Raw genomic sequence first — 18,559 nt, forward strand, 5'->3', positions numbered from 1 at the left:
GTCCCCCTTGTGTTACTTATTACGTTTAATATAGTCTAATAAACGTTCAATATCCCATGTGTTAATCACGTTATCTTTTTGAATCCAACCTTTACGTGCTGCCGCTACACCTGTTTCCATATCTTCTAACATTTCAAGTGTATGAGCATCCGTATTAATCGCTACTTTTACACCAGCATCTTGTGCTTGTTTTAATAATTTCGCACTTAAATCTAGACGGTTTGGATTTGCATTTAATTCTAAAACTGTATTTGTTTCTTTTGCGAGCTGGATTAATAAATCTGTATCTACATCGTAACCCTCACGGCGCCCAAGAAGACGTCCTGTCGGATGGGCAATCATTGTCACATGTTTATTCTCAAGTGCAGTGCGAAGACGTTTCATAATCGTTTCACGGTCTTGTGAGAAGCTAGAGTGAATGGCTCCAATGACATAATCTAGTTCTGCTAATACTTCATCATCAAAATCAAGTGTCGCATCTGGTAAAATGTCCATTTCGATTCCGCGCAAAATTGTAATGTCTGGATACTTTTCATTCATACGTTCAATTTCTTTCGCTTGTTCACGAAGACGCTCTTTCGTTAAACCGTTCGCTACTTTCAAGTATTGCGAGTGATCAGTAATTGCCATAAATTTATACCCACGAGCACGACATGCTTGTACCATTTCCTCAATTGAAAAAGCACCGTCACTCCACGTTGTATGCATATGTAAATCACCCTGTATATCAGAGAACTGAATTAAGTTCGGATACTCTTTAATTAATTCAATTTCTTTTCCATCTTCACGCACTTCTGGTGGGATGAATGGAAGACCGAAATGAGCGAAGAAATCCTCTTCCGTTTCAAATGTTTTCACTTCACCTGTTTCTAAGTTTTCTACACCGTACTCACTAATTTTCTCGCCTCTATCTTTCGCAATTTGGCGCATTTTTACGTTATGGTCTTTTGATCCTGTGAAATGGTGAAGAGTTGTAATAAATTCTTCTGGTTTTACTAAGCGGAAGTCAATTGAAATATCATATTCATATTGAAGACGAACAGATACTTTCGTATCTCCACTTGCAATCACTTCAATCATATTATCAAATTGTAGTAAATGTTCACGTACTACTGCTGGCTCTGTCGTTGCAATGATGAAATCTAAGTCCTTCACTGTCTCACGAACACGGCGTAAACTACCAGCGCGTGAGAAACGAATTATTTCAGCAACATTCGACAATTTCTCCTCTATTTCCCCGGCAATAGGCAATACCATCGCAATTGGTAAACGCTCTGGACGAGAGCCTACTTGATCAATTGCTTCTAATATTTTCTCTTCTGTTTTCTTACCGAATCCAGCTAAAGCTTGTACTTTATTTTCTTCACAAACAGCTTTTAACGTTTCCATATCAACAACACCAAGTTCTTTGTATAACTTGGCCACCTTCTTACCACCAAGGCCTGGTAGTTTTAATAGTGGTAATAAACTGCTTGGTACTTCTTTTTCAAGTTCTTGTAGTACTTCAGATGTTCCCGATTCTATATATTCTTGAATAACTGCTGCCGTTCCTTTTCCGATACCTGGAATCTTTGTGAAATCTTCAATTTCAGAAAGACTACGGTCATCACTTTCTAGTGCTGCCGCCGCTTTACGGAATGCAGATATTTTAAATGGATTTGCACCCTTTAGTTCCATAAACAGGCCGATTGTCTCTAGTAATTTGATAACTTGTTTTTTATTCACTTTCATCATTGCCCCGCCTTTCTTTCATAGAAAAAAACTTCTCTTTCCGAAAAAAGAGAAGTTACACTCTGCTACCTGTCTGCCATAGTTCCTTCACCTTTTCAGAAAGAATCGGTGTATCGTCTACAATTATTTTGCTAATTGATGATTTTTGTAATGGTGTTTGTATTTGTTCAATTGGAAGAATTGATCCAACAATAATTAAGACAAACAGAATGATATACACTTCTAAAAAGCCAAGAAGTGCCCCAGCAACCGCATTGACTTGCTTTAAAACTGGGATTTCTGCAAACATATTCAGTAAATTACCAAGTAGTGAAAGTGCGATTTTTGTAATAATAAATAATACGATAAACGCAATTGCTTGATAGAAGACACCCTCAATATTATTCGCATCTATCCATTCTGGAACAGAAACATTCTTATCAAATGGATACGGAATAATTTTCGCAAGTGCTGGCGCTAAATCTTTACAATACCAGTATGCAACGAGGTATGCGATAATAAAGCTTGTTAACTTTACAAGTTGCAAAATAAATCCTCTGCGTAAACCGAGGAAGAATCCCATAACAAGCAATAAAATGATAATAATATCAATCATGTTTATTCAATTCCTTTTTGTGTCATACTTTCTTTCAATTTCTCATGTTCTTCTTTTAATTTTATGTAATCGTGTATGACGTTTACCGCCGTCAATACCGCTAGTCTACTCGTATCAAGCGAAGGATTCTTGGCATTGAGTTCGCGCATTTTATCATCCACAATCGCTGCTACCATGCGGATATGACTTGTACTTTCATCGCCAACAACTGAATATTGTTGACCATATATTTCTACATTAATTCGACTTTTATTTCCCTTTTGTTGTGACAACTCACCGGCCTCCAATCACGTACAGAATCCTAAAGTTTATCATACCATGAACCATCATAATATGGAAACAGAAAGAACAATCCGATATGATAAAAATAACAACATAAAAAAGGAGCGACCATTTTGTCAAATTCTATCGTAATACAAACAAGTTCTACAGTAATTGAAGACATGAAACAACAATACAAACAAGCACTTAGCCCCAAAATTCCGCAAGGCGGTATCTTTATGGCAAAGGTTCCATCTTGCACAATTACAGCTTATAAATCAGGGAAAGTGATGTTTCAAGGTGGACGTGCTGAAGCAGAAGCTTCTCGTTGGCAAACCGTCTCTCAAACACCAAAATCAGCTGTAAAAAAATCGGTCAATTCACATCGTTATGCGCCGCCCGCTTCCATCGGCACAATGTCTATTTTAGGATCAGACGAAGTAGGTACTGGTGATTATTTCGGACCGATGACAGTAGTTGCTGTATATGTGGATGCGAAGCAAATTCCACTTTTAAAAGAACTCGGTGTAAAAGACTCCAAAAACTTAAATGATGCTCAAATTGCTGAGATTGCAAAACAACTCCTTCACGTTGTTCCTTACAGCTCTCTCGTTCTTCATAATGAAAAATATAATGAGCTATTTGATAAAGGAAACAACCAAGGTAAACTGAAGGCTTTACTGCATAATAAAGCCATCACAAACTTATTAGCAAAAATCGCGCCTACAACACCTGAGGGCATCTTAATCGACCAATTTACACAGCCTGATACATACTATAAATATTTAGCGAAACAAAAACAGGTACAGCGTGAAAATGTTTATTTCGCTACAAAAGGTGAAAGTGTCCATTTAGCAGTAGCCGCCGCTTCTATTTTAGCTCGTTACTCATTCGTAAAACAATTTGACGAACTAAGCAAAACAGCTGGTATGCAACTTCCGAAAGGTGCTGGTAAACAAGTTGATATTGCCGCTGCTAAATTAATTCAAAAAGTCGGTAAAGAAAGACTACCTGAGTTTGTGAAAGTGCATTTTGCTAATACAGAGAAGGCGTTTCGGTTACTGAAAAAATAACTACTTTTTAGTATCGACAGGATATGGATGAACTAAACAAGGCGAAAAGAATTGAATTCTTTTCGCCTTTTATGAATGAAAAATGGATAAATAGGATCTCACACGTTCCTATTTTTGCCGCACTTCTTCTCCATATCTATATATTTAAATTTAATCTGATATATATTCATTTACTATTCACCTAAAAAAGAGAGTCTCCATGACTCCCTTTTTATGTTTAACTTCGTTTCTGCTTCTTATTTGATGAAGGTACTTTATAAGAACCCGTTTCATGCGTAGTCGTTCCTTGTCCTTCCACTTCCGGAGAACCTAAGCTTGATCTAGAATGGTCTGTTTTCACTTTCTTACTCATTACAATCACCCCCAAGATTACTTTTCACTTAAGAGTAAAAAACTATTCAGCATAACCATCTGAACATATACTGGCTACCCTTTTATCCTCCTGTCTGTTTTTCACTAATGTCCCATAGACGTTTTGCGGCATCCTTATCCAAGGCGGCTTCAGACATTTTTCCTATTTGCTTATCGGCATAGTAATAACCACTATGATCAGTAAATTCAGTTGATTCTGCTAGCCATATTAGAGTTTCAGCACCTTTCTCGGGTGTACGAGAGAAAGGTTTCATTGCTGCCATAGTTAAGCGAGCAACCAGACCATTGTCCTGGTTAAAATTCGTATTCACTAGCCCCGGGTCAAAGCTATAAGCACTAACACCCGTTCCCTCCAACCGCTGTGCCAATTCAAAGGTGAATAAAATGTTAGCTAGTTTTGTTTGCGCATAACGCATTGTAGGACCGCCCATGAACTTCTTAACACCACGATACAGTTGTTCTGCATCTAGATCACCGAAATCAATTCCCTTTTTAGCCATTTTGTGACCGTGAGATGCGGTGGTAATGACACGAGCAGGAGCACTTTCTTTTAAACGCTCCAACAGCAAATTAGTGATTAGGAATGGACCTAAATGGTTAACCGCCCAAGTCATCTCCAAATCGTCCTCTGTAAGCTGCCTTGTTTGAAATAAAGCACCAGCATTATTCACTAATATATCTATTCTCGGACACCTTTCTAAAATATCAGTAGCTACCCGGCGTATAGATTGTTGGGAAGCCATATCAGCTAAAAATAAATCTATCATCACATCCCCATTCGTTACATCCTTAATTTGAGCAATAGCAGCATTCGCTTTTTCCTCGTTACGTGCAATGATTCCTAGCTTGGCACCGCGCTCCGCAAATGCCTTAGCTGCCGCTAATCCAATACCACTTGTTGCACCAGTGATTACTATATACTTGTCACGCAATGTCCACTTTGTATGACTTGGAATTTCCCCCATTGTACAAAAACCCCTTCCCTTGCCCATAAATATTTCATTCGTTTTACTATATGTGAGATATGAACGAACCTATGAACAACATTTTTCCAAACAAAAAAAGCGAGAGCAGTTGCTCTCGCTTTTTTCTATCTTAAAACTCTGAAGAACCTGGAGTTCTTGGGAATGGAATTACGTCACGGATGTTAGCCATACCAGTGATGTACATTAGGAAGCGCTCGAAACCTAGACCGAATCCAGCGTGTTTTGTACCGCCGTATTTTCTAAGTTCTAAGTACCACCAGTAGTCCTCTTCGTTCATACCTAATTCTTTAATTCTGTCTACTAAAACGTCCATTCTTTCTTCACGTTGGCTACCGCCGATTAATTCGCCGATGCCAGGAACTAGAAGGTCAGTAGCTGCTACTGTTTTACCATCTTCGTTCATACGCATGTAGAATGCTTTAATGTCTTTCGGATAGTCAGTTACGAATACAGGGCGTTTGAAGATTTCTTCTGATAAGTATCTTTCGTGCTCTGTTTGTAAGTCAATACCCCATTCTACTGGGTATTTGAATTCAGCACCTGATTCTTGAAGTACTTTAATTGCTTCTGTATAAGTGATGCGACCGAAGTCAGAGTTGATTACGTTGTTCATGCGCTCTAGAACTGTTTTATCAACGAAGCTGTTGAAGAAGTCCATTTCTTCTGGTGCATGCTCTAGTACGTATTTCATTGCATATTTCAGCATATCTTCTGTAAGATCCATTACATCACCTAATTCAGCGAATGCAATCTCAGGCTCAACCATCCAGAACTCCGCTGCGTGGCGAGTTGTGTTTGAGTTTTCTGCACGGAATGTAGGTCCGAATGTGTACACATCACGGAATGCTAATGCATAAGCTTCAGCGTTAAGTTGTCCACTTACTGTTAAGTTTGTTTCTTTACCGAAGAAGTCTTTTGCTTCGTCAACTTGTCCGTCTTCACCTTTTGGTACGTTGTTTAAGTCTTGCGTTGTTACGCGGAACATTTCGCCTGCACCTTCTGTATCACTACCAGTGATGATTGGTGTATGAACATGTACGAATCCACGCTCTTGGAAGAATTGGTGAATTGCAAATGCTGCGATAGAACGCACGCGGAATGTTGCAGAGAATGCGTTTGTTCTTGGACGTAAGTGAGCGATTGTACGTAAGTATTCAAACGTGTGACGCTTCTTTTGAAGTGGGTAATCAGAATCTGATAAGCCCTCGATATCAATTTTTTCTGCTTTAATTTCAAATGGTTGCTTCGCTCCAGGTGTTGCAATTACTTTACCTTCTACTTTAACTGAAGAGCTTAGTGGAAGCTTTGCAATTTCTTTGAAGTTCTCTAATTCTGTATCGAAAACGATTTGAACACCTTTGAAGAAGCTACCGTCGTTTAATTCGATGAAACCAAATGCTTTTGAATCACGTAAGTTACGAATCCAACCCGATACTTGTACTGTTTGATCTGCGTATTTATCTGTATCTCTATACAGACTTTTTACTAATGTGTTTTCCATAGTAAAATTCTCCTTTACTCATATATTTAAATACAAAAAAACCTTTCATCCATAAAGGGACGAAAGGTTAAACTTCGCGGTACCACCCAATTTGTCATAAAGACCAACTTTAACTCGTATGTAATACATACTTCCCGGTTTGTAACAGGCCGGATTCCCGTCTAAGTCTACTCTTGAATACAAGTTTCAATTTCGGTTAGCAACTCCAAGGTGTTCTTCACATATACCGCCTCATCAGGCTCTCACCGCCCCTGACTCGCTTTAGATTATAGTATATACTACTTTTCCTTATCATCGTCTTTCGTTTTGTTAAACTAAAATTAATGTACTACATTCGAGGGAAAGATGCAAGACGCCAGAAAATATATCAGCGATTTTTGCAATATATCGACCGCAACTTCAAATATATCAGCGATTTTTATAATATATCGACCGCAACTTCAAATATATCAGCGATTTTTATAATATATCGACCGTAACTTCAAATATATCAGCGATTTTTATAATATATCGACTTACCAACAACTTTCGACAATCGCATCATAAAAAAAAATTGCCGGAATTAATCCGGCAATCTTTTATTACTTACGTAACTCCGCACCAAATTTCTCTTCTACCGCTGTTAATACACGGCTATGTGCTTCTGTTACTTCTTCGTCTGTTAATGTACGTTCTGCATCGAAGTAGTTCATAGAGAATGCAAGTGATTTCTTGCCTTCTTCCATTTTTTCACCTTCGTATAAGTCGAATAGTGTTACTTCTTTTAGAAGTTCTCCGCCAGCTTCAGCAATTACTTGCTTCATTTCCCCAGCTTTTGTTTCTGCTGTTACTACAACAGCCATATCACGTGTCATAGATGGGAAACGTGGAATTGCTAAGTAGTAAGTTTCCTCAGCTTCTGCACCGAATACTTTTGCAAGAGATAATTCGAATACGAATGTATTTTTCACATCTAATTGTTTTTCTGTTTCCGGGTGCAGTTGACCGATGAATCCGATTGCTTCACCATCTAATACGATGTCAGCTGTACGGCCTGGGTGCATACCTTCACGTTTTGCTGGTGCATAAGTGATTTGGTTTGCAACGCCAAGTACGTCGAATAATCCTTCTAATACACCTTTAACAACGAAGAAGTCTACAACTTTCTTCTCACCTTGCCATGCATGGTGAAGAGCAAGACCTGTCATAACACCTGCAAGATGTTGTTCTTCTTTCGGAAGTTCTCCTGCTTCTGTTGGTAAGAAGATAGAACCTACTTCATATAAAGCAACGCTATCGTTTTTACGTGCAACATTGTATGAAACTGCTTCTAACAATTGTGGTACTAAGCTTAAACGAAGTTGGCTACGCTCTTCGCTCATTGGAAGCGCAAGATTTACAGGAGCTTTTTCGTTTGGTTCAACCATGTATTGTTTCGCTTTGTCAGCACTTGTTAATGAATATGTGATTGCTTCATATAAACCAGCACCTTCTAGGAAGCGGCGTACTTTACGACGTTTCGTTTGTGCTGATGTTAATTTACCACGTGTCATTGTTCCAGATGGTAATGTAACTGGAATGTGATCATAACCATACAGACGACCTACTTCTTCTACTAAGTCTTCTGAAATTGTAATGTCAGGACGACGTGCCGGTACATTCACATGGAATGTTCCTTCTACTTCTGTGAATGGGAATTTTAAGTTTGTGAACATTGTACCCATTTCACTCGCAGCAATATCTGTACCTAATACACGGTTTACTTTTTCAGCAGTAACAGATACTGTACGTTCTTGCACTTGTAAGTTATCAGCTTCTACTACACCTTCAAGTGCTTCTCCGCCAGCGTATTTTGCCATTAAAGCAGCTGCATGTTGAATTGCTTCAAATGTACGTGTTGGGTCGATTCCTTTTTCAAAACGTGCACTTGATTCGCTACGAAGACCTAAGTCTTTTGATGTACGGCGCACTGTTTGACCTGCAAAGTATGCAGACTCAATTAGAACGTTTACTGTCTCACTATCAACTTCAGAATCCGCCCCGCCCATTACACCAGCAACAGCTAAAGCTTTTTCACCGTTTGTAATAACAAGGTGGTGGCTTTGTAATTTACGCTCTTGATCATCTAATGTTTGAATCTTTTCATCTTCTTTAGCTAGACGAACAACGATTTCCTTTGAACCTAATTTATCGTAATCGAATGCATGTAACGGTTGACCGTATTCCATTAAAATGTAGTTTGTAATATCAACTACATTACTAATTGGACGAATGCCAGCTGCCATAAGGCGAGTTTGCATCCACATTGGTGATGGACCAATCTTTACGTTCTTCACCATTTTCGCAATGTATAACGGGTTTTCTTCTTTCGCTTCTACACTTACAGAAATGTAATCAGCTGTTTTTTCTGCTGATTCTTGTAAGTTGATAGCTGGAAGTTTCACTTCACGGCCGTAAATAGCAGCCACTTCATATGCAACACCTAACATGTTTAAGCAATCTGCACGGTTTGGTGTTAAACCAAGCTCAAGCACTTCATCATGTAAGTTTAAAATTTCAAGTGCATCTGCACCAACTTCAGCATCACTTGGGAAGATGAAGATACCGTCTGCATATTCTTTCGCAACGAATTTCCCATCAATACCAAGCTCTTGAAGAGCACAAACCATACCGTGAGAAGCTTCCCCACGTAGTTTTGCTTTTTTAATTTTGAAGTTACCAGGAAGTACAGCGCCAACTTTTGCAACTGGTACTTTTAAACCTTTTGCAATATTAGCAGCTCCACAAATAATTTGAACTGGCTCTTCTTCACCAATATCGATTAAGCATTTGCTTAATTTATCAGCTTCTGGGTGTTTTTCACATTCTAATACGTGACCAACTACAACACCTTTTACACCTTTATTTAATACTTCAACACCCTCTACTTCAATACCACTTTTCGTGATTTTATCTGCTAGTTCTTGTGCTGTTACATCTTTAATATCTACATACTCTTGTAACCAACGATATGATACGAACATATTTATCCTCTCCTTCCCTTACGCTCGTTTGAACTGTTGTAAGAAACGTACATCATTTGTATAGAAATGACGAATGTCATCTACGCCGTATTTCAACATTGCGATACGCTCTGCGCCCATACCGAATGCGAAACCTTGATATTCTTTTGAATCATAACCAGCCATTTCAAGTACGTTCGGATGAACCATACCTGCGCCTAAAATTTCAATCCAGCCAGTCCCTTTACAAGTGCCACAACCTTTACCGTGACACATCATACAAGAAATATCCATCTCTACAGATGGCTCTGTGAATGGGAAGAAACTTGGACGAAGACGGATTTCACGATCTTCACCGAACATCTTTTTCACGAATACTTGCAGTGTACCTTTTAAGTCACTCATGCGAATGTTTTTATCAATTACAAGACCTTCAATTTGCATGAATTGGTGTGAATGCGTCGCATCATCGTCATCGCGGCGATACACTTTACCAGGACAAATAATTTTAATCGGTCCTTTTTCTTTATTCTTTTCCATCGTACGTGCTTGCACAGAAGATGTATGTGTACGTAGTAACGTTTCTTCTGTAATGTAGAATGTATCTTGCATATCACGCGCTGGATGATCTTTCGGTAAGTTTAATGCTTCGAAGTTGTAGTAGTCTTTTTCTACTTCTGTTCCTTCAGCTACTTCATAACCCATACCGATGAATACATCTTCAATTTGTTCAACAACTGCTGTTAACGGATGGTGACAACCTGTTTCAACAGGACGACCTGGCAGTGTAACATCAATTGTTTCAGTAGCTAATTTCGCCTCAATTACTGCTTTTTCTAAGTTGCCAATTTTGTCTTCTAGACGCGTTTGAATCGCTTCACGTACTTCATTTACTAATGCTCCCATACGTGGACGCTCTTCTGCTGATAATTTTCCCATGCCGCGTAATACTTCTGTAATTGGACCTTTTTTCCCTAAATACGCTACGCGTACGTCGTTTAAGCCCTTTAGCTCTTTCGCTTCTTCAATAAGCTCTAACGCTTTTTGCTTTAGCTCTTTTAAACGTGCTTCCATTTGGAACCCTCCTAATTTTAAAAATAAAAAAACCTCGCTCCCAAAAAGGGACGAGGTAAATTCGCGGTACCACCCTAAATTGACAGAACAAGTCTGCCCACTCATTAGTTATAACGATCAATTCTGACCGGAACGCCTTTACATATAAATGGTCCTGGCGCCAACTCCAGAGGTGAATTCACTTCCATCTACCATAAGAATGCTTTCAGTCTACGGCACTCTCTCCCTATATGGCGATTTTGTAAGCTACTCTTCTCTATCAACGTTTTTCGTTATTTAACTTTTATTGTATGTTCATTACGAACATATACTTCAACTTATTATAAGAAGTTTTTTATTTGTTCGCAACTGGGCTTTGTAAATAATACGTTAAAATCCCTGCTGCAACCGCAACATTTAATGATTCTGCCCCTCCATAAATCGGAATATACAAGTTTTGATCCGTTTTCGCAAGAATTTCTTGGCGTACGCCACTTCCTTCATTTCCTACAATTAATGCAAAACTTCCAGCCCGGGTTACTTCACCAAATGGAACTCCATTTTCAAGAGCCGTTCCATATACAGGGACGTTATTTTCTTTTAACTTGTCTACCCATTCTTCTAAATTCCCTTTTACAACCGGTAAATGGAAAATAGAACCCTGTGTAGAGCGTAGTACTTTACTATTATAAACATCAACGCACCCTTCTCCAAGCACAACGGCATGAATACCAGCTGCATCAGCTGTACGAATAATCGTTCCCAAATTACCTGGGTCTTGAAGGCCGTCTAATAAAAGAAATTTCCCATCAGTAAGAGCTACTTCTTTCTCATGTTTCTCACAAACAGCAAATACGCCTTGCGTTGTTTCTGTTTCGCGAAGTACTTTTACAATTGCTTCAGGCACAATATACATTTCAACATCATTAACTGTCCAATCTTTCGGAAGATCTGTCTGATCTGAAACGATAAGTTCTGTTACAACTCCTGCCTTTAACGCTTCCTCTACTAAATGGAATCCTTCTACAAAAAATAAACCTTTGTTATCGCGCTCTTTTTTCGTCTGCAGCTTTTTCCACTGCTTCACACGCGGGTTTTGTACTGAATCAATGTTTTTCATAATATGTATTTCCCTCTCTTCTTGTCTTATCATTATAGCCTATTTTTCATACATATTTACATAAAAAAGAACAAAAACTAACGTCAGTTTCAATTCTGAAGAAGAGGTGAAGATAATGAGTTTTAATTTACGCGGCGCTGTATTAGCGAATGTATCTGGAAATTCACAAGACCAATTACAAGAAACGATTGTCGATGCAATTCAAAGCGGTGAAGAAAAAATGCTTCCAGGTCTTGGCGTTTTATTCGAAGTCATTTGGAAAAATGCTGATGAAAATGAAAAACACGAAATGTTAGGAACACTGGAGCAAGGATTAAAAAAATAAACAATAAAAGGTCACCTTAGAAAAAAAACTAAGGTGACCTTTTATGTCTATAAAATTTTTCTTCTCCTAAACATTTCTACTTTACTAACGCTGATTGATGGAGTACAATGTTCAAAATACATTTAAACCGATCGATTTTCTTCATATACATCATTAGATAAAGTGAAACTTTAATCAGTGGGGTTTTGTTCATCCCCACTGATTATTAGTTGAACCAATCGGGCTTTTACGGGCAGTCGATCTCCTACCTAACTTCCTCGCATTCGCCAAATTTTGAGGTGGGAGTCTTACTGCCCGTTAAATCGGGATAAAAGGAGTGAATGTTTTATGCACCGTATTACGCTTGAACAAATTTTTAAACATCACATTACGCAAAAATATGTAAACCGTTCTGGAATGGTCCACGCGATTGCTGTCGCTTACCATGCGTTTCACTTAGCCAAAAAGCATCACGCCTCAGTCGATGCTGCGACAAAGGCTGGCTTCCTTCATGATATCGGACATCATACGTGGTACACAGGCGGCGAATGGGACTATGACTTGTATAAAAAGAATGATATACATGCGATTAAAGGGGCAGAAAGATCTCATAAATTGCTTATTAGATTAGGAGAACATCCGAAACTAGCAAAAGAAATTTCTGTTGCAATTCTTCTGCACACTGATTCTTTCCTACTAGAACAAACACTTGAAAGAACACCTCTACAAAACGTTATTAAGTGGGCGGATGAAGCCGATGAAGAACCCGGTGGCGCACATCATTATAGAACGATTTCTTATGAAAAAGCATTGAAAGCAATTCAGCAATTAGACCGATTGGTAGAGCGTGAATTACAAATAGAGCAAAAGAAATCGAATGACAAGGCAGAACATAGTTATCAATGAGAAAGAGGCATCACTACAGAGTGATACCTCTTTTTATTATTTTATAACAACTTCAAAAGAAGCTAAATGCTTCTGAATAATACTTTTTATAAGTCCGCCGTACTGGTCGATAATAAAGTATAGTGCTTTTTCATTCCTTTTCCTTAGCTGATTAGCAACGTTCTCTTCTGTAATTTTCATATGTCCCCTCCTCTCTAACGTTCTCTACATCTATTAATTCGTATCGTTACTTCTCATTTCTATCAATTTATACATATTCATTAATAATGTCCAAAATAAACCTCATATAGTAAAATATAACTGATTTCATAGAAGGAGATTATATATGTTGAGCTTACTTTGGGTTGTTTATATGCCACTTCTTGTTTTATGCGGATTTTTCGGTGGTATTTTTTTAATTATTACTAGCATTAAACATCGTAAATTATTTGTTGGTTTAATGGGACTACTTAGCTTCTCCTTTATCACGCTACCTTTTGTTTTTTGGAGCATGGGGGTTAATGCCGATACAATCCTCCCTATTTCAACTACTTCATATTGGATACTGTTTTCTTTAACTGGATTATTGGCAGGATTAAGTGGATTACAAGCAAAAATTAAAGGTATACGTAACATGGGATTCATTATTTTTATCACTGGAATATTAGGGGTTATCTTCTGGGAACTCATGTCTATAGGTGATTCATTCTATATCTAATATTTTTTAGACAGCCACAAATCGGAGGTAATACAGAAGTGTTTGGAATATTAACTTGGACTATTTTGGCTCTTACTTTGATGTTATGCGAATTCATCGTTGGTATTTTTTTAATTGTTGCTGGAATTAAATATCGAAATTTTTTTACATTCATAGCAGGATTGATTTGCATATTGCTTATCGTTGTTCCTATCATTTGTATAGGTTATGGAATAGACATAGAGCAGATGATTCCAATTTCAGGAACTTTATATTGGTGTCTCTTCTCTTTAGCTGGACTATTAGCTATTATAAGCGGAAGACAAATATCAAGTATTCGTTCTATGGGGACGATTTTGTTTATAACAGGATTATGCTCTGTGAGTGGTTATCACCTTTTATATCTCACTCTTTAAAAAGATAAAAAAGCAGGGAAATTAATTCCCTGCTTTTCTATTTCGTTTATTGCCTGATGGTAAGAAGAACGATAACACCCAAGCAATACCGGCTAATATTGTTGCAATTAAGAAGGCATCATTAATACCGTTAATTGCAGATAGCTTTGAAATTTGTCCGAATAATAGTTGCGTGCTCATCGCATCTCCTGCTTGAGCTGATCCGGCTAATGCCGCTAAGCTTTGGCCCATACCGTGTACTTTATCAACTAAAATTGGGTTTGATGTTGTTAACATGTTGCCGTAATCCGCTACGTGAGCAGTCGTTTGTTGCGTCATAAGTGTGATTAATATCGCTGTTCCAATTGAACCAGCTACTTGTCTTGACGTATTTTGCGTTGCTGTACCGTGAGAAATTAATTTCATCGGCAGTGCGTTCATACCAGCTGTCATAATTGGCATCATAATGAATGACATACCAATTGAGCGTATAATATAATCCGTCATAATAACGCTATACGGTGTATCCATCGATAACGTTGTAAATTTATATGTCGCAAATGTTGTAATGGCTAATCCGACAATTGCTAACGGACGAATACCATACTTATCAAATAGTTTACCTGCAACTGGTCCCATAATTCCCATAATTAATGATCCTGGAAGAAGTAATAAACCAGATTCCATTGGCGTAAAGCCGCGAATATTTTGCAGATATACAGGAAGTAATAACATACCTCCGAATAAGGCCATCGTTACAATCGCGTTAATTACTAATGTGAAAGTGAACGTCGGATATTTAAATACTTGTAAATCAAGCATTTTATTGTCCGTTGTTAACTCTCTCCAAATAAATACTGCTAAACCAATGACACCGATGATCATTGTTATAACAACTTCTGCACTAGTCCAGCCATTATTTCCAGCTTCACTAAATCCGTACAATAAGCTTCCTAGTCCAATACTTGAACTAATAACACCAAATACATCTAACTTTGTTTTAGACACCGGCTGTGCTAGTGTGAAGAATTTTAAAGATAAGAACGTAATAATTAAACCGATCACAAACATACCGTAGAACATTAAGTTCCAGCTATAATTTTCAATTACCCAACCTGTTATAGTTGGTCCGATAGCTGGTGCTAAAATCATCGCTACCCCTAGTAACCCCATCGCTGCTCCGCGTTTATGAGGCGGGAATAATGTCATGAAGATATTCATACCAACTGGCATTAAAATACCTGCACCGACCGCTTGAATAATGCGACCCGTCATCATCATTGTAAAGTTACCTGATGTAGCACAAATGATAGATCCTACCGTGAAAAATAACATTGCCGCTACGAATAATTTACGATACGTAAATCGTGAAACTAAAAAGGCACTAATCGGCACTAAAATTCCGTTTACAAGCATGAAGCCTGTAATTAACCATTGGGCCGTTGAAGTTGATACGTTAAATTCGTTCATTAACGGAGGCAATGCAACATTAATGATCGTTTGATTTAAAATAGAAATGAACATACCGAGAATTAATACAGTTACAACTGCCTTTACATTCACATTCTCTACCGGCAATTGTCTCTTCAGCATTTCTTTTTCCTGTTTTACTTGCTCTTGCTTCCCTGTTTCTAATTCCACTACGTTAGAAGCTTCTGTTTCTTGTTTTTGTTCAATTTCTTTCTCTTCTGTTTCTAACTTACTTACTTCTATTTTACTTACGGCTGGGACTTGTTCTTCTCCCACGTTCGTTTTTTTCTTTCGTAAAAGACGATTTACAAGGAAGAAGACGATTATACAAAATAGTGCATATCCTACAATTGCAATTGAGGACATCTCATCTCCCCCTTACTTATGAATACGAACTGACACATTCATTCCAGGAACAATATTTACTGATTTACTATGGTCTAAAGAAATTTTAACTGGTACAACTTGCTTTACTTTCGTATAGTTCGCTGTTGCGTTACTTGATGGTAACATTGAGAATGTATTTGCTGTTGTTAATCCAACTTGTTCTACTTTTCCTGTTAACGTTGTATCTGGGTATGCATCTACATACACATCTACTGTTTGGCCTTTTTGAACATCATCAATAGTTGTTTCTTCAATGTTTGCTGTTACCCATAAGTTATTCATATCAAATGCATAAGCAATTGGGCTACCCGCTCCAACGAACGCATTTGTTGTTGCGTTTGATTGTACAACTGTTGCATTTTGCGGAATCGTTACGTCTACTGTTTGCTCACCATTTGCTCCTGCTACAGTAACAGCACCTAATTTATCGTTCTCATTGTAGTTTTTTCCTACTTCTGCTTTCCAGTCAGTTAATTTACCCGCTACTGGTGATGCAATTGGAATTACCTTCCCGTCAATTTTTGCATTGTCTGTTTTTAAATAGTTTTCCGTTTGATTGTAATAGTAATAACCGCCGATACCGCCGCCAACTAATACAATTAATGTGATAATGTTGATAATTATCATTCTTCGAAACTGATTCATTGCATTCCTCTCCTTATATCGCATATAATTTTTTTCTAAACTATTTACATCCTTAGTGTTTATATTGTTTAATTGTTAATTATATTAACCTTTAAACAAAAAAAGCACACCTTTTACGACGCAAACTATGTTTTGTCTGCATCCTAGCGGTGCTGATTTCTAAAGGACTATCGTTTATAATTATAAATAATTATCCCGAATCTACAACCAACAATTTAAACCTATATGTTGTTTAAACAACATTACACTACGCATGTGTTGTTTAAGTTAAAAAAATTAAACGAGGTGAAGTAAAAATGTCTATTAAAAATACAAATGATCCACGTGTAAAACGAACAAGACAACTCATACAGGATGCTTTTGTCGCTTTAGTAGGCGAAAAGGGCTTTGAAAATGTAACTGTGCAACATATCGCGGAACGTGCTCCTGTAAATCGCGCTACATTTTATAGCCATTACCATGATAAATATGATTTACTAGAAAAAAGCATAGAAGAAATGTTAGAAAAACTAACTGAAGTAATTAAACCACAAAAACGAAATAAAGAAGATTTTCAGCTCACATTCGACTCACCACATCCAACCTTTTTAGCTTTGTTTGAACATATAGCGGAAAATGTGAACTTCTATAACGTGATGCTTGGTGATAAAGCCGCTGGAAATTACTCTTATAAAATGATGAAAACAGTCCAAACACATTTAACATTAAGCTTATCTATTTCACAGCCTGATGATGAAGAACTCATGGTTCCTCGTGACATTCTTATTAGTTATGTTACAGGGGCTCATATCGGAATGATTATGTCATGGTTAAAAAGAGGCATGATTTATACCCCGCATTTCATGGCAATGCAATTAACTCGCTTAATTATTTTAGGCGCCCATACTGCAGCAGGATTAGAAAGACCATTTTAAAAATGGAAAAAGCGAAGGAAATTACCCTTCGCTTTTTTCTATTAATTAAATGTAATGTTATGTACAGCCTCTTTATCAAGACGTTTAATAACTTCTACAATTAACTTCACTGCGTTTTCATAATCATCACGATGTAACATCGCTGCATGAGAATGAATGTAGCGTGTCGCAATCGTAATTGCCATAGACGGAATACCATTTACAGAAATGTGAATTGCTCCTGCATCCGTTCCCCCGCCCGCTACAGAATCATACTGATATGGAATTTGTAATTCATCAGCAACATCAACAACGAAATCACGTAAACCTGTATGACCAATAACAGAAGCATCATATAGAATGATCTGCGGTCCATCACCCATTTTACTTTGTGCTTCTTTTGCTGTTACACCTGGTGTATCCCCAGCAATACCAACATCTACAGCGAATGCGATATCTGGCTTAATATAGTTTGCAGATGTTTTCGCACCACGAAGACCAACTTCTTCTTGTACAGTCCCAACGCCGTATACAACGTTTGGATGCTTTTCATCTTTTAATTGTTTTAATACGTCAATTGCAATTGCACAACCAATTCGGTTATCCCATGCTTTTGCAAGTAACATCTTTTCATTCTTCATCACTTGGAATTCGAAGTACGGTACAACTTGATCTCCTGGTCTTACGCCCCACTCCATCACTTCTTCTTGGCTAGAAGCACCAATATCGATGAACATATCTTTAATGTCAACTGGTTTTTTACGAGCTTCTGGAGGTAAAATGTGCGGTGGTTTTGAACCAATTACACCTGTTACATCTCCTTTACGCGTTACAATCGTTACGCGCTGTGCAAGCATAACTTGCGACCACCAGCCACCAACCGTTTGGAAACGAAGGAAGCCTTTGTCATCAATTTGCGTAATCATAAAGCCAACTTCATCTAAATGACCTGCAACCATAATTTTTGGGCCGTTTTCTTCCCCAACTTTTTTCGCAACTAAACTTCCTAAATTATCAGTAGAAAGTTCATCTGCAAACGGCTCAATATATTTCTTCATTACTTCACGTGGTTCACGCTCGTTACCCGCAATACCGCGTGCGTCTGTTAATTCTTTTAGCATTGTCAATGTCTCGTCTAATTTTATCATTGCCAACACCCTCCTTTTTCTTCAGTCACTTTATTATACAAAAGGAAATTGAAATATTCAAA

Annotated in this window: 18 protein-coding genes, 1 pseudogene and 2 other annotated features; of the genes and pseudogenes, 6 read left to right on the forward strand and 13 right to left on the reverse strand. The window is 37.8% G+C overall.

The genetic code is table 11. The features are described 5' to 3' along the window. Positions 1-12: 12 nt before the first annotated feature. From polX to zapA, 3 genes are read right to left on the reverse strand one after another with little or no spacing between them, the layout of a single operon-like run. The gene (gene polX / locus MHI07_RS21345; protein WP_070129045.1) at positions 13-1,731 is read right to left on the reverse strand and encodes a DNA polymerase/3'-5' exonuclease PolX; all 1,719 of its coding nucleotides are present in this window, start codon (positions 1,729-1,731) and stop codon (positions 13-15) included. 55 nt (positions 1,732-1,786) lie between these two features. Next, positions 1,787-2,326 (reverse strand): CvpA family protein, encoded by a 540-nt coding sequence (locus MHI07_RS21350; RefSeq protein WP_002015450.1) that lies wholly within the window; start codon positions 2,324-2,326, stop codon positions 1,787-1,789. A 2-nt stretch (positions 2,327-2,328) separates the two neighbouring features. Then, positions 2,329-2,598 carry a cell division protein ZapA gene (gene zapA / locus MHI07_RS21355; RefSeq protein WP_002112165.1) on the reverse strand — a complete coding sequence of 90 codons (270 nt, stop codon included), beginning with the start codon at positions 2,596-2,598 and terminating at the stop codon, positions 2,329-2,331. Positions 2,599-2,721: 123 nt separating this feature from the next. Here zapA and rnhC point away from each other — a divergent pair, with 123 nt between their 5' ends. Next, a complete protein-coding gene (gene rnhC, locus MHI07_RS21360) occupies positions 2,722-3,660 on the forward strand; it encodes a ribonuclease HIII (protein ID WP_002160282.1) in 939 nt (312 codons plus the stop codon). A 217-nt stretch (positions 3,661-3,877) separates the two neighbouring features. Here rnhC and MHI07_RS21365 read toward each other — a convergent pair whose 3' ends face one another. The 6 genes from MHI07_RS21365 to MHI07_RS21390 all read right to left on the reverse strand — a co-directional run bounded on the left by MHI07_RS21365 (position 3,878) and on the right by MHI07_RS21390 (position 11,706). After that, a complete protein-coding gene (locus tag MHI07_RS21365) occupies positions 3,878-4,012 on the reverse strand; it encodes a YuzL family protein (RefSeq protein ID WP_002112167.1) in 135 nt (44 codons plus the stop codon). An 82-nt stretch (positions 4,013-4,094) separates the two neighbouring features. Continuing rightward, positions 4,095-4,997 (reverse strand): SDR family oxidoreductase, encoded by a 903-nt coding sequence (locus tag MHI07_RS21370; protein ID WP_215579796.1) that lies wholly within the window; start codon positions 4,995-4,997, stop codon positions 4,095-4,097. A 130-nt stretch (positions 4,998-5,127) separates the two neighbouring features. Next, the gene (gene asnS, locus MHI07_RS21375; RefSeq protein WP_016106310.1) at positions 5,128-6,519 is read right to left on the reverse strand and encodes an asparagine--tRNA ligase; all 1,392 of its coding nucleotides are present in this window, start codon (positions 6,517-6,519) and stop codon (positions 5,128-5,130) included. A gap of 52 nt (positions 6,520-6,571) precedes the next feature. After that, positions 6,572-6,823 (reverse strand) — a binding site (T-box leader). A gap of 277 nt (positions 6,824-7,100) precedes the next feature. Next, on the reverse strand, positions 7,101-9,521 hold the full coding sequence (gene pheT, locus MHI07_RS21380; RefSeq protein ID WP_340826142.1) for a phenylalanine--tRNA ligase subunit beta: 2,421 nt from the start codon (positions 9,519-9,521) through the stop codon (positions 7,101-7,103). An 18-nt stretch (positions 9,522-9,539) separates the two neighbouring features. Beyond that, entirely contained in the window at positions 9,540-10,574 is a 1,035-nt protein-coding gene (gene pheS, locus MHI07_RS21385; protein ID WP_002015457.1) for a phenylalanine--tRNA ligase subunit alpha, read from the reverse strand. A 43-nt stretch (positions 10,575-10,617) separates the two neighbouring features. Then, positions 10,618-10,846 (reverse strand) — a binding site (T-box leader). Positions 10,847-10,908: 62 nt separating this feature from the next. After that, positions 10,909-11,706, reverse strand: coding sequence for a TrmH family RNA methyltransferase (locus MHI07_RS21390; RefSeq protein WP_340826145.1), 798 nt, complete (start codon positions 11,704-11,706; stop codon positions 10,909-10,911). Between the two features lie 82 nt (positions 11,707-11,788). Here MHI07_RS21390 and sspI point away from each other — a divergent pair, with 82 nt between their 5' ends. Together sspI and MHI07_RS21400 are read left to right on the forward strand one after the other, a co-directional pair. Further along, positions 11,789-11,998 (forward strand): small acid-soluble spore protein SspI, encoded by a 210-nt coding sequence (sspI, locus tag MHI07_RS21395; protein WP_000009511.1) that lies wholly within the window; start codon positions 11,789-11,791, stop codon positions 11,996-11,998. A gap of 327 nt (positions 11,999-12,325) precedes the next feature. Further along, positions 12,326-12,883, forward strand: a complete 558-nt coding sequence (locus MHI07_RS21400) for an HD domain-containing protein (protein ID WP_078179653.1) — start codon at positions 12,326-12,328, stop codon at positions 12,881-12,883. 45 nt (positions 12,884-12,928) lie between these two features. Here the strand turns inward: MHI07_RS21400 and MHI07_RS21405 are convergent. Beyond that, a pseudogene (locus MHI07_RS21405) lies at positions 12,929-13,063 on the reverse strand (DNA replication protein); the annotation flags it as partial. 145 nt (positions 13,064-13,208) lie between these two features. Between MHI07_RS21405 and MHI07_RS21410 the strand changes: the two are divergent. Both MHI07_RS21410 and MHI07_RS21415 read left to right on the forward strand, forming a co-directional pair. Then, a complete protein-coding gene (locus tag MHI07_RS21410; protein WP_340826149.1) occupies positions 13,209-13,580 on the forward strand; it encodes a DNA-binding protein in 372 nt (123 codons plus the stop codon). 38 nt (positions 13,581-13,618) lie between these two features. After that, positions 13,619-13,975, forward strand: a complete 357-nt coding sequence (locus MHI07_RS21415; protein ID WP_016106316.1) for a hypothetical protein — start codon at positions 13,619-13,621, stop codon at positions 13,973-13,975. A gap of 21 nt (positions 13,976-13,996) precedes the next feature. On the opposite strand, the gene MHI07_RS21420 is transcribed toward MHI07_RS21415, so the two are convergent. Both MHI07_RS21420 and MHI07_RS21425 read right to left on the reverse strand, forming a co-directional pair. Further along, positions 13,997-15,790, reverse strand: coding sequence for a DHA2 family efflux MFS transporter permease subunit (locus tag MHI07_RS21420; RefSeq protein WP_002160272.1), 1,794 nt, complete (start codon positions 15,788-15,790; stop codon positions 13,997-13,999). A gap of 12 nt (positions 15,791-15,802) precedes the next feature. Continuing rightward, positions 15,803-16,456 carry an HlyD family secretion protein gene (locus MHI07_RS21425; protein WP_002112181.1) on the reverse strand — a complete coding sequence of 218 codons (654 nt, stop codon included), beginning with the start codon at positions 16,454-16,456 and terminating at the stop codon, positions 15,803-15,805. A 296-nt stretch (positions 16,457-16,752) separates the two neighbouring features. Here MHI07_RS21425 and MHI07_RS21430 point away from each other — a divergent pair, with 296 nt between their 5' ends. Further along, positions 16,753-17,370 (forward strand): TetR/AcrR family transcriptional regulator, encoded by a 618-nt coding sequence (locus tag MHI07_RS21430; RefSeq protein ID WP_002160271.1) that lies wholly within the window; start codon positions 16,753-16,755, stop codon positions 17,368-17,370. Positions 17,371-17,411: 41 nt separating this feature from the next. On the opposite strand, the gene MHI07_RS21435 is transcribed toward MHI07_RS21430, so the two are convergent. Next, the gene (locus MHI07_RS21435) at positions 17,412-18,497 is read right to left on the reverse strand and encodes a M42 family metallopeptidase (protein ID WP_002160270.1); all 1,086 of its coding nucleotides are present in this window, start codon (positions 18,495-18,497) and stop codon (positions 17,412-17,414) included. Positions 18,498-18,559 lie beyond the last annotated feature (62 nt).

The sequence above is a fragment of the Bacillus sp. FSL H8-0545 genome (genome assembly GCF_038006105.1).
Taxonomy (GTDB): domain Bacteria; phylum Bacillota; class Bacilli; order Bacillales; family Bacillaceae_G; genus Bacillus_A; species Bacillus_A cereus_U.

What these genes read in the sequence shown, in the direction of transcription:
- pheT (WP_340826142.1), bottom strand. Translation starts at nt 9,521, where the DNA reads ATGTTCGTATCATATCGTTGGTTACAAGAGTATGTAGATATTAAAGAT.
- MHI07_RS21430 (WP_002160271.1), top strand. Translation starts at nt 16,753, where the DNA reads ATGTCTATTAAAAATACAAATGATCCACGTGTAAAACGAACAAGACAA.
- polX (WP_070129045.1), bottom strand. Translation starts at nt 1,731, where the DNA reads ATGAAAGTGAATAAAAAACAAGTTATCAAATTACTAGAGACAATCGGC.
- MHI07_RS21365 (WP_002112167.1), bottom strand. Translation starts at nt 4,012, where the DNA reads ATGAGTAAGAAAGTGAAAACAGACCATTCTAGATCAAGCTTAGGTTCT.
- MHI07_RS21410 (WP_340826149.1), top strand. Translation starts at nt 13,209, where the DNA reads ATGTTGAGCTTACTTTGGGTTGTTTATATGCCACTTCTTGTTTTATGC.
- MHI07_RS21400 (WP_078179653.1), top strand. Translation starts at nt 12,326, where the DNA reads ATGCACCGTATTACGCTTGAACAAATTTTTAAACATCACATTACGCAA.
- MHI07_RS21350 (WP_002015450.1), bottom strand. Translation starts at nt 2,326, where the DNA reads ATGATTGATATTATTATCATTTTATTGCTTGTTATGGGATTCTTCCTC.
- MHI07_RS21420 (WP_002160272.1), bottom strand. Translation starts at nt 15,790, where the DNA reads ATGTCCTCAATTGCAATTGTAGGATATGCACTATTTTGTATAATCGTC.
- sspI (WP_000009511.1), top strand. Translation starts at nt 11,789, where the DNA reads ATGAGTTTTAATTTACGCGGCGCTGTATTAGCGAATGTATCTGGAAAT.
- MHI07_RS21390 (WP_340826145.1), bottom strand. Translation starts at nt 11,706, where the DNA reads ATGATAAGACAAGAAGAGAGGGAAATACATATTATGAAAAACATTGAT.
- MHI07_RS21425 (WP_002112181.1), bottom strand. Translation starts at nt 16,456, where the DNA reads ATGAATCAGTTTCGAAGAATGATAATTATCAACATTATCACATTAATT.
- pheS (WP_002015457.1), bottom strand. Translation starts at nt 10,574, where the DNA reads ATGGAAGCACGTTTAAAAGAGCTAAAGCAAAAAGCGTTAGAGCTTATT.
- MHI07_RS21435 (WP_002160270.1), bottom strand. Translation starts at nt 18,497, where the DNA reads ATGATAAAATTAGACGAGACATTGACAATGCTAAAAGAATTAACAGAC.
- MHI07_RS21370 (WP_215579796.1), bottom strand. Translation starts at nt 4,997, where the DNA reads ATGGGGGAAATTCCAAGTCATACAAAGTGGACATTGCGTGACAAGTAT.
- asnS (WP_016106310.1), bottom strand. Translation starts at nt 6,519, where the DNA reads ATGGAAAACACATTAGTAAAAAGTCTGTATAGAGATACAGATAAATAC.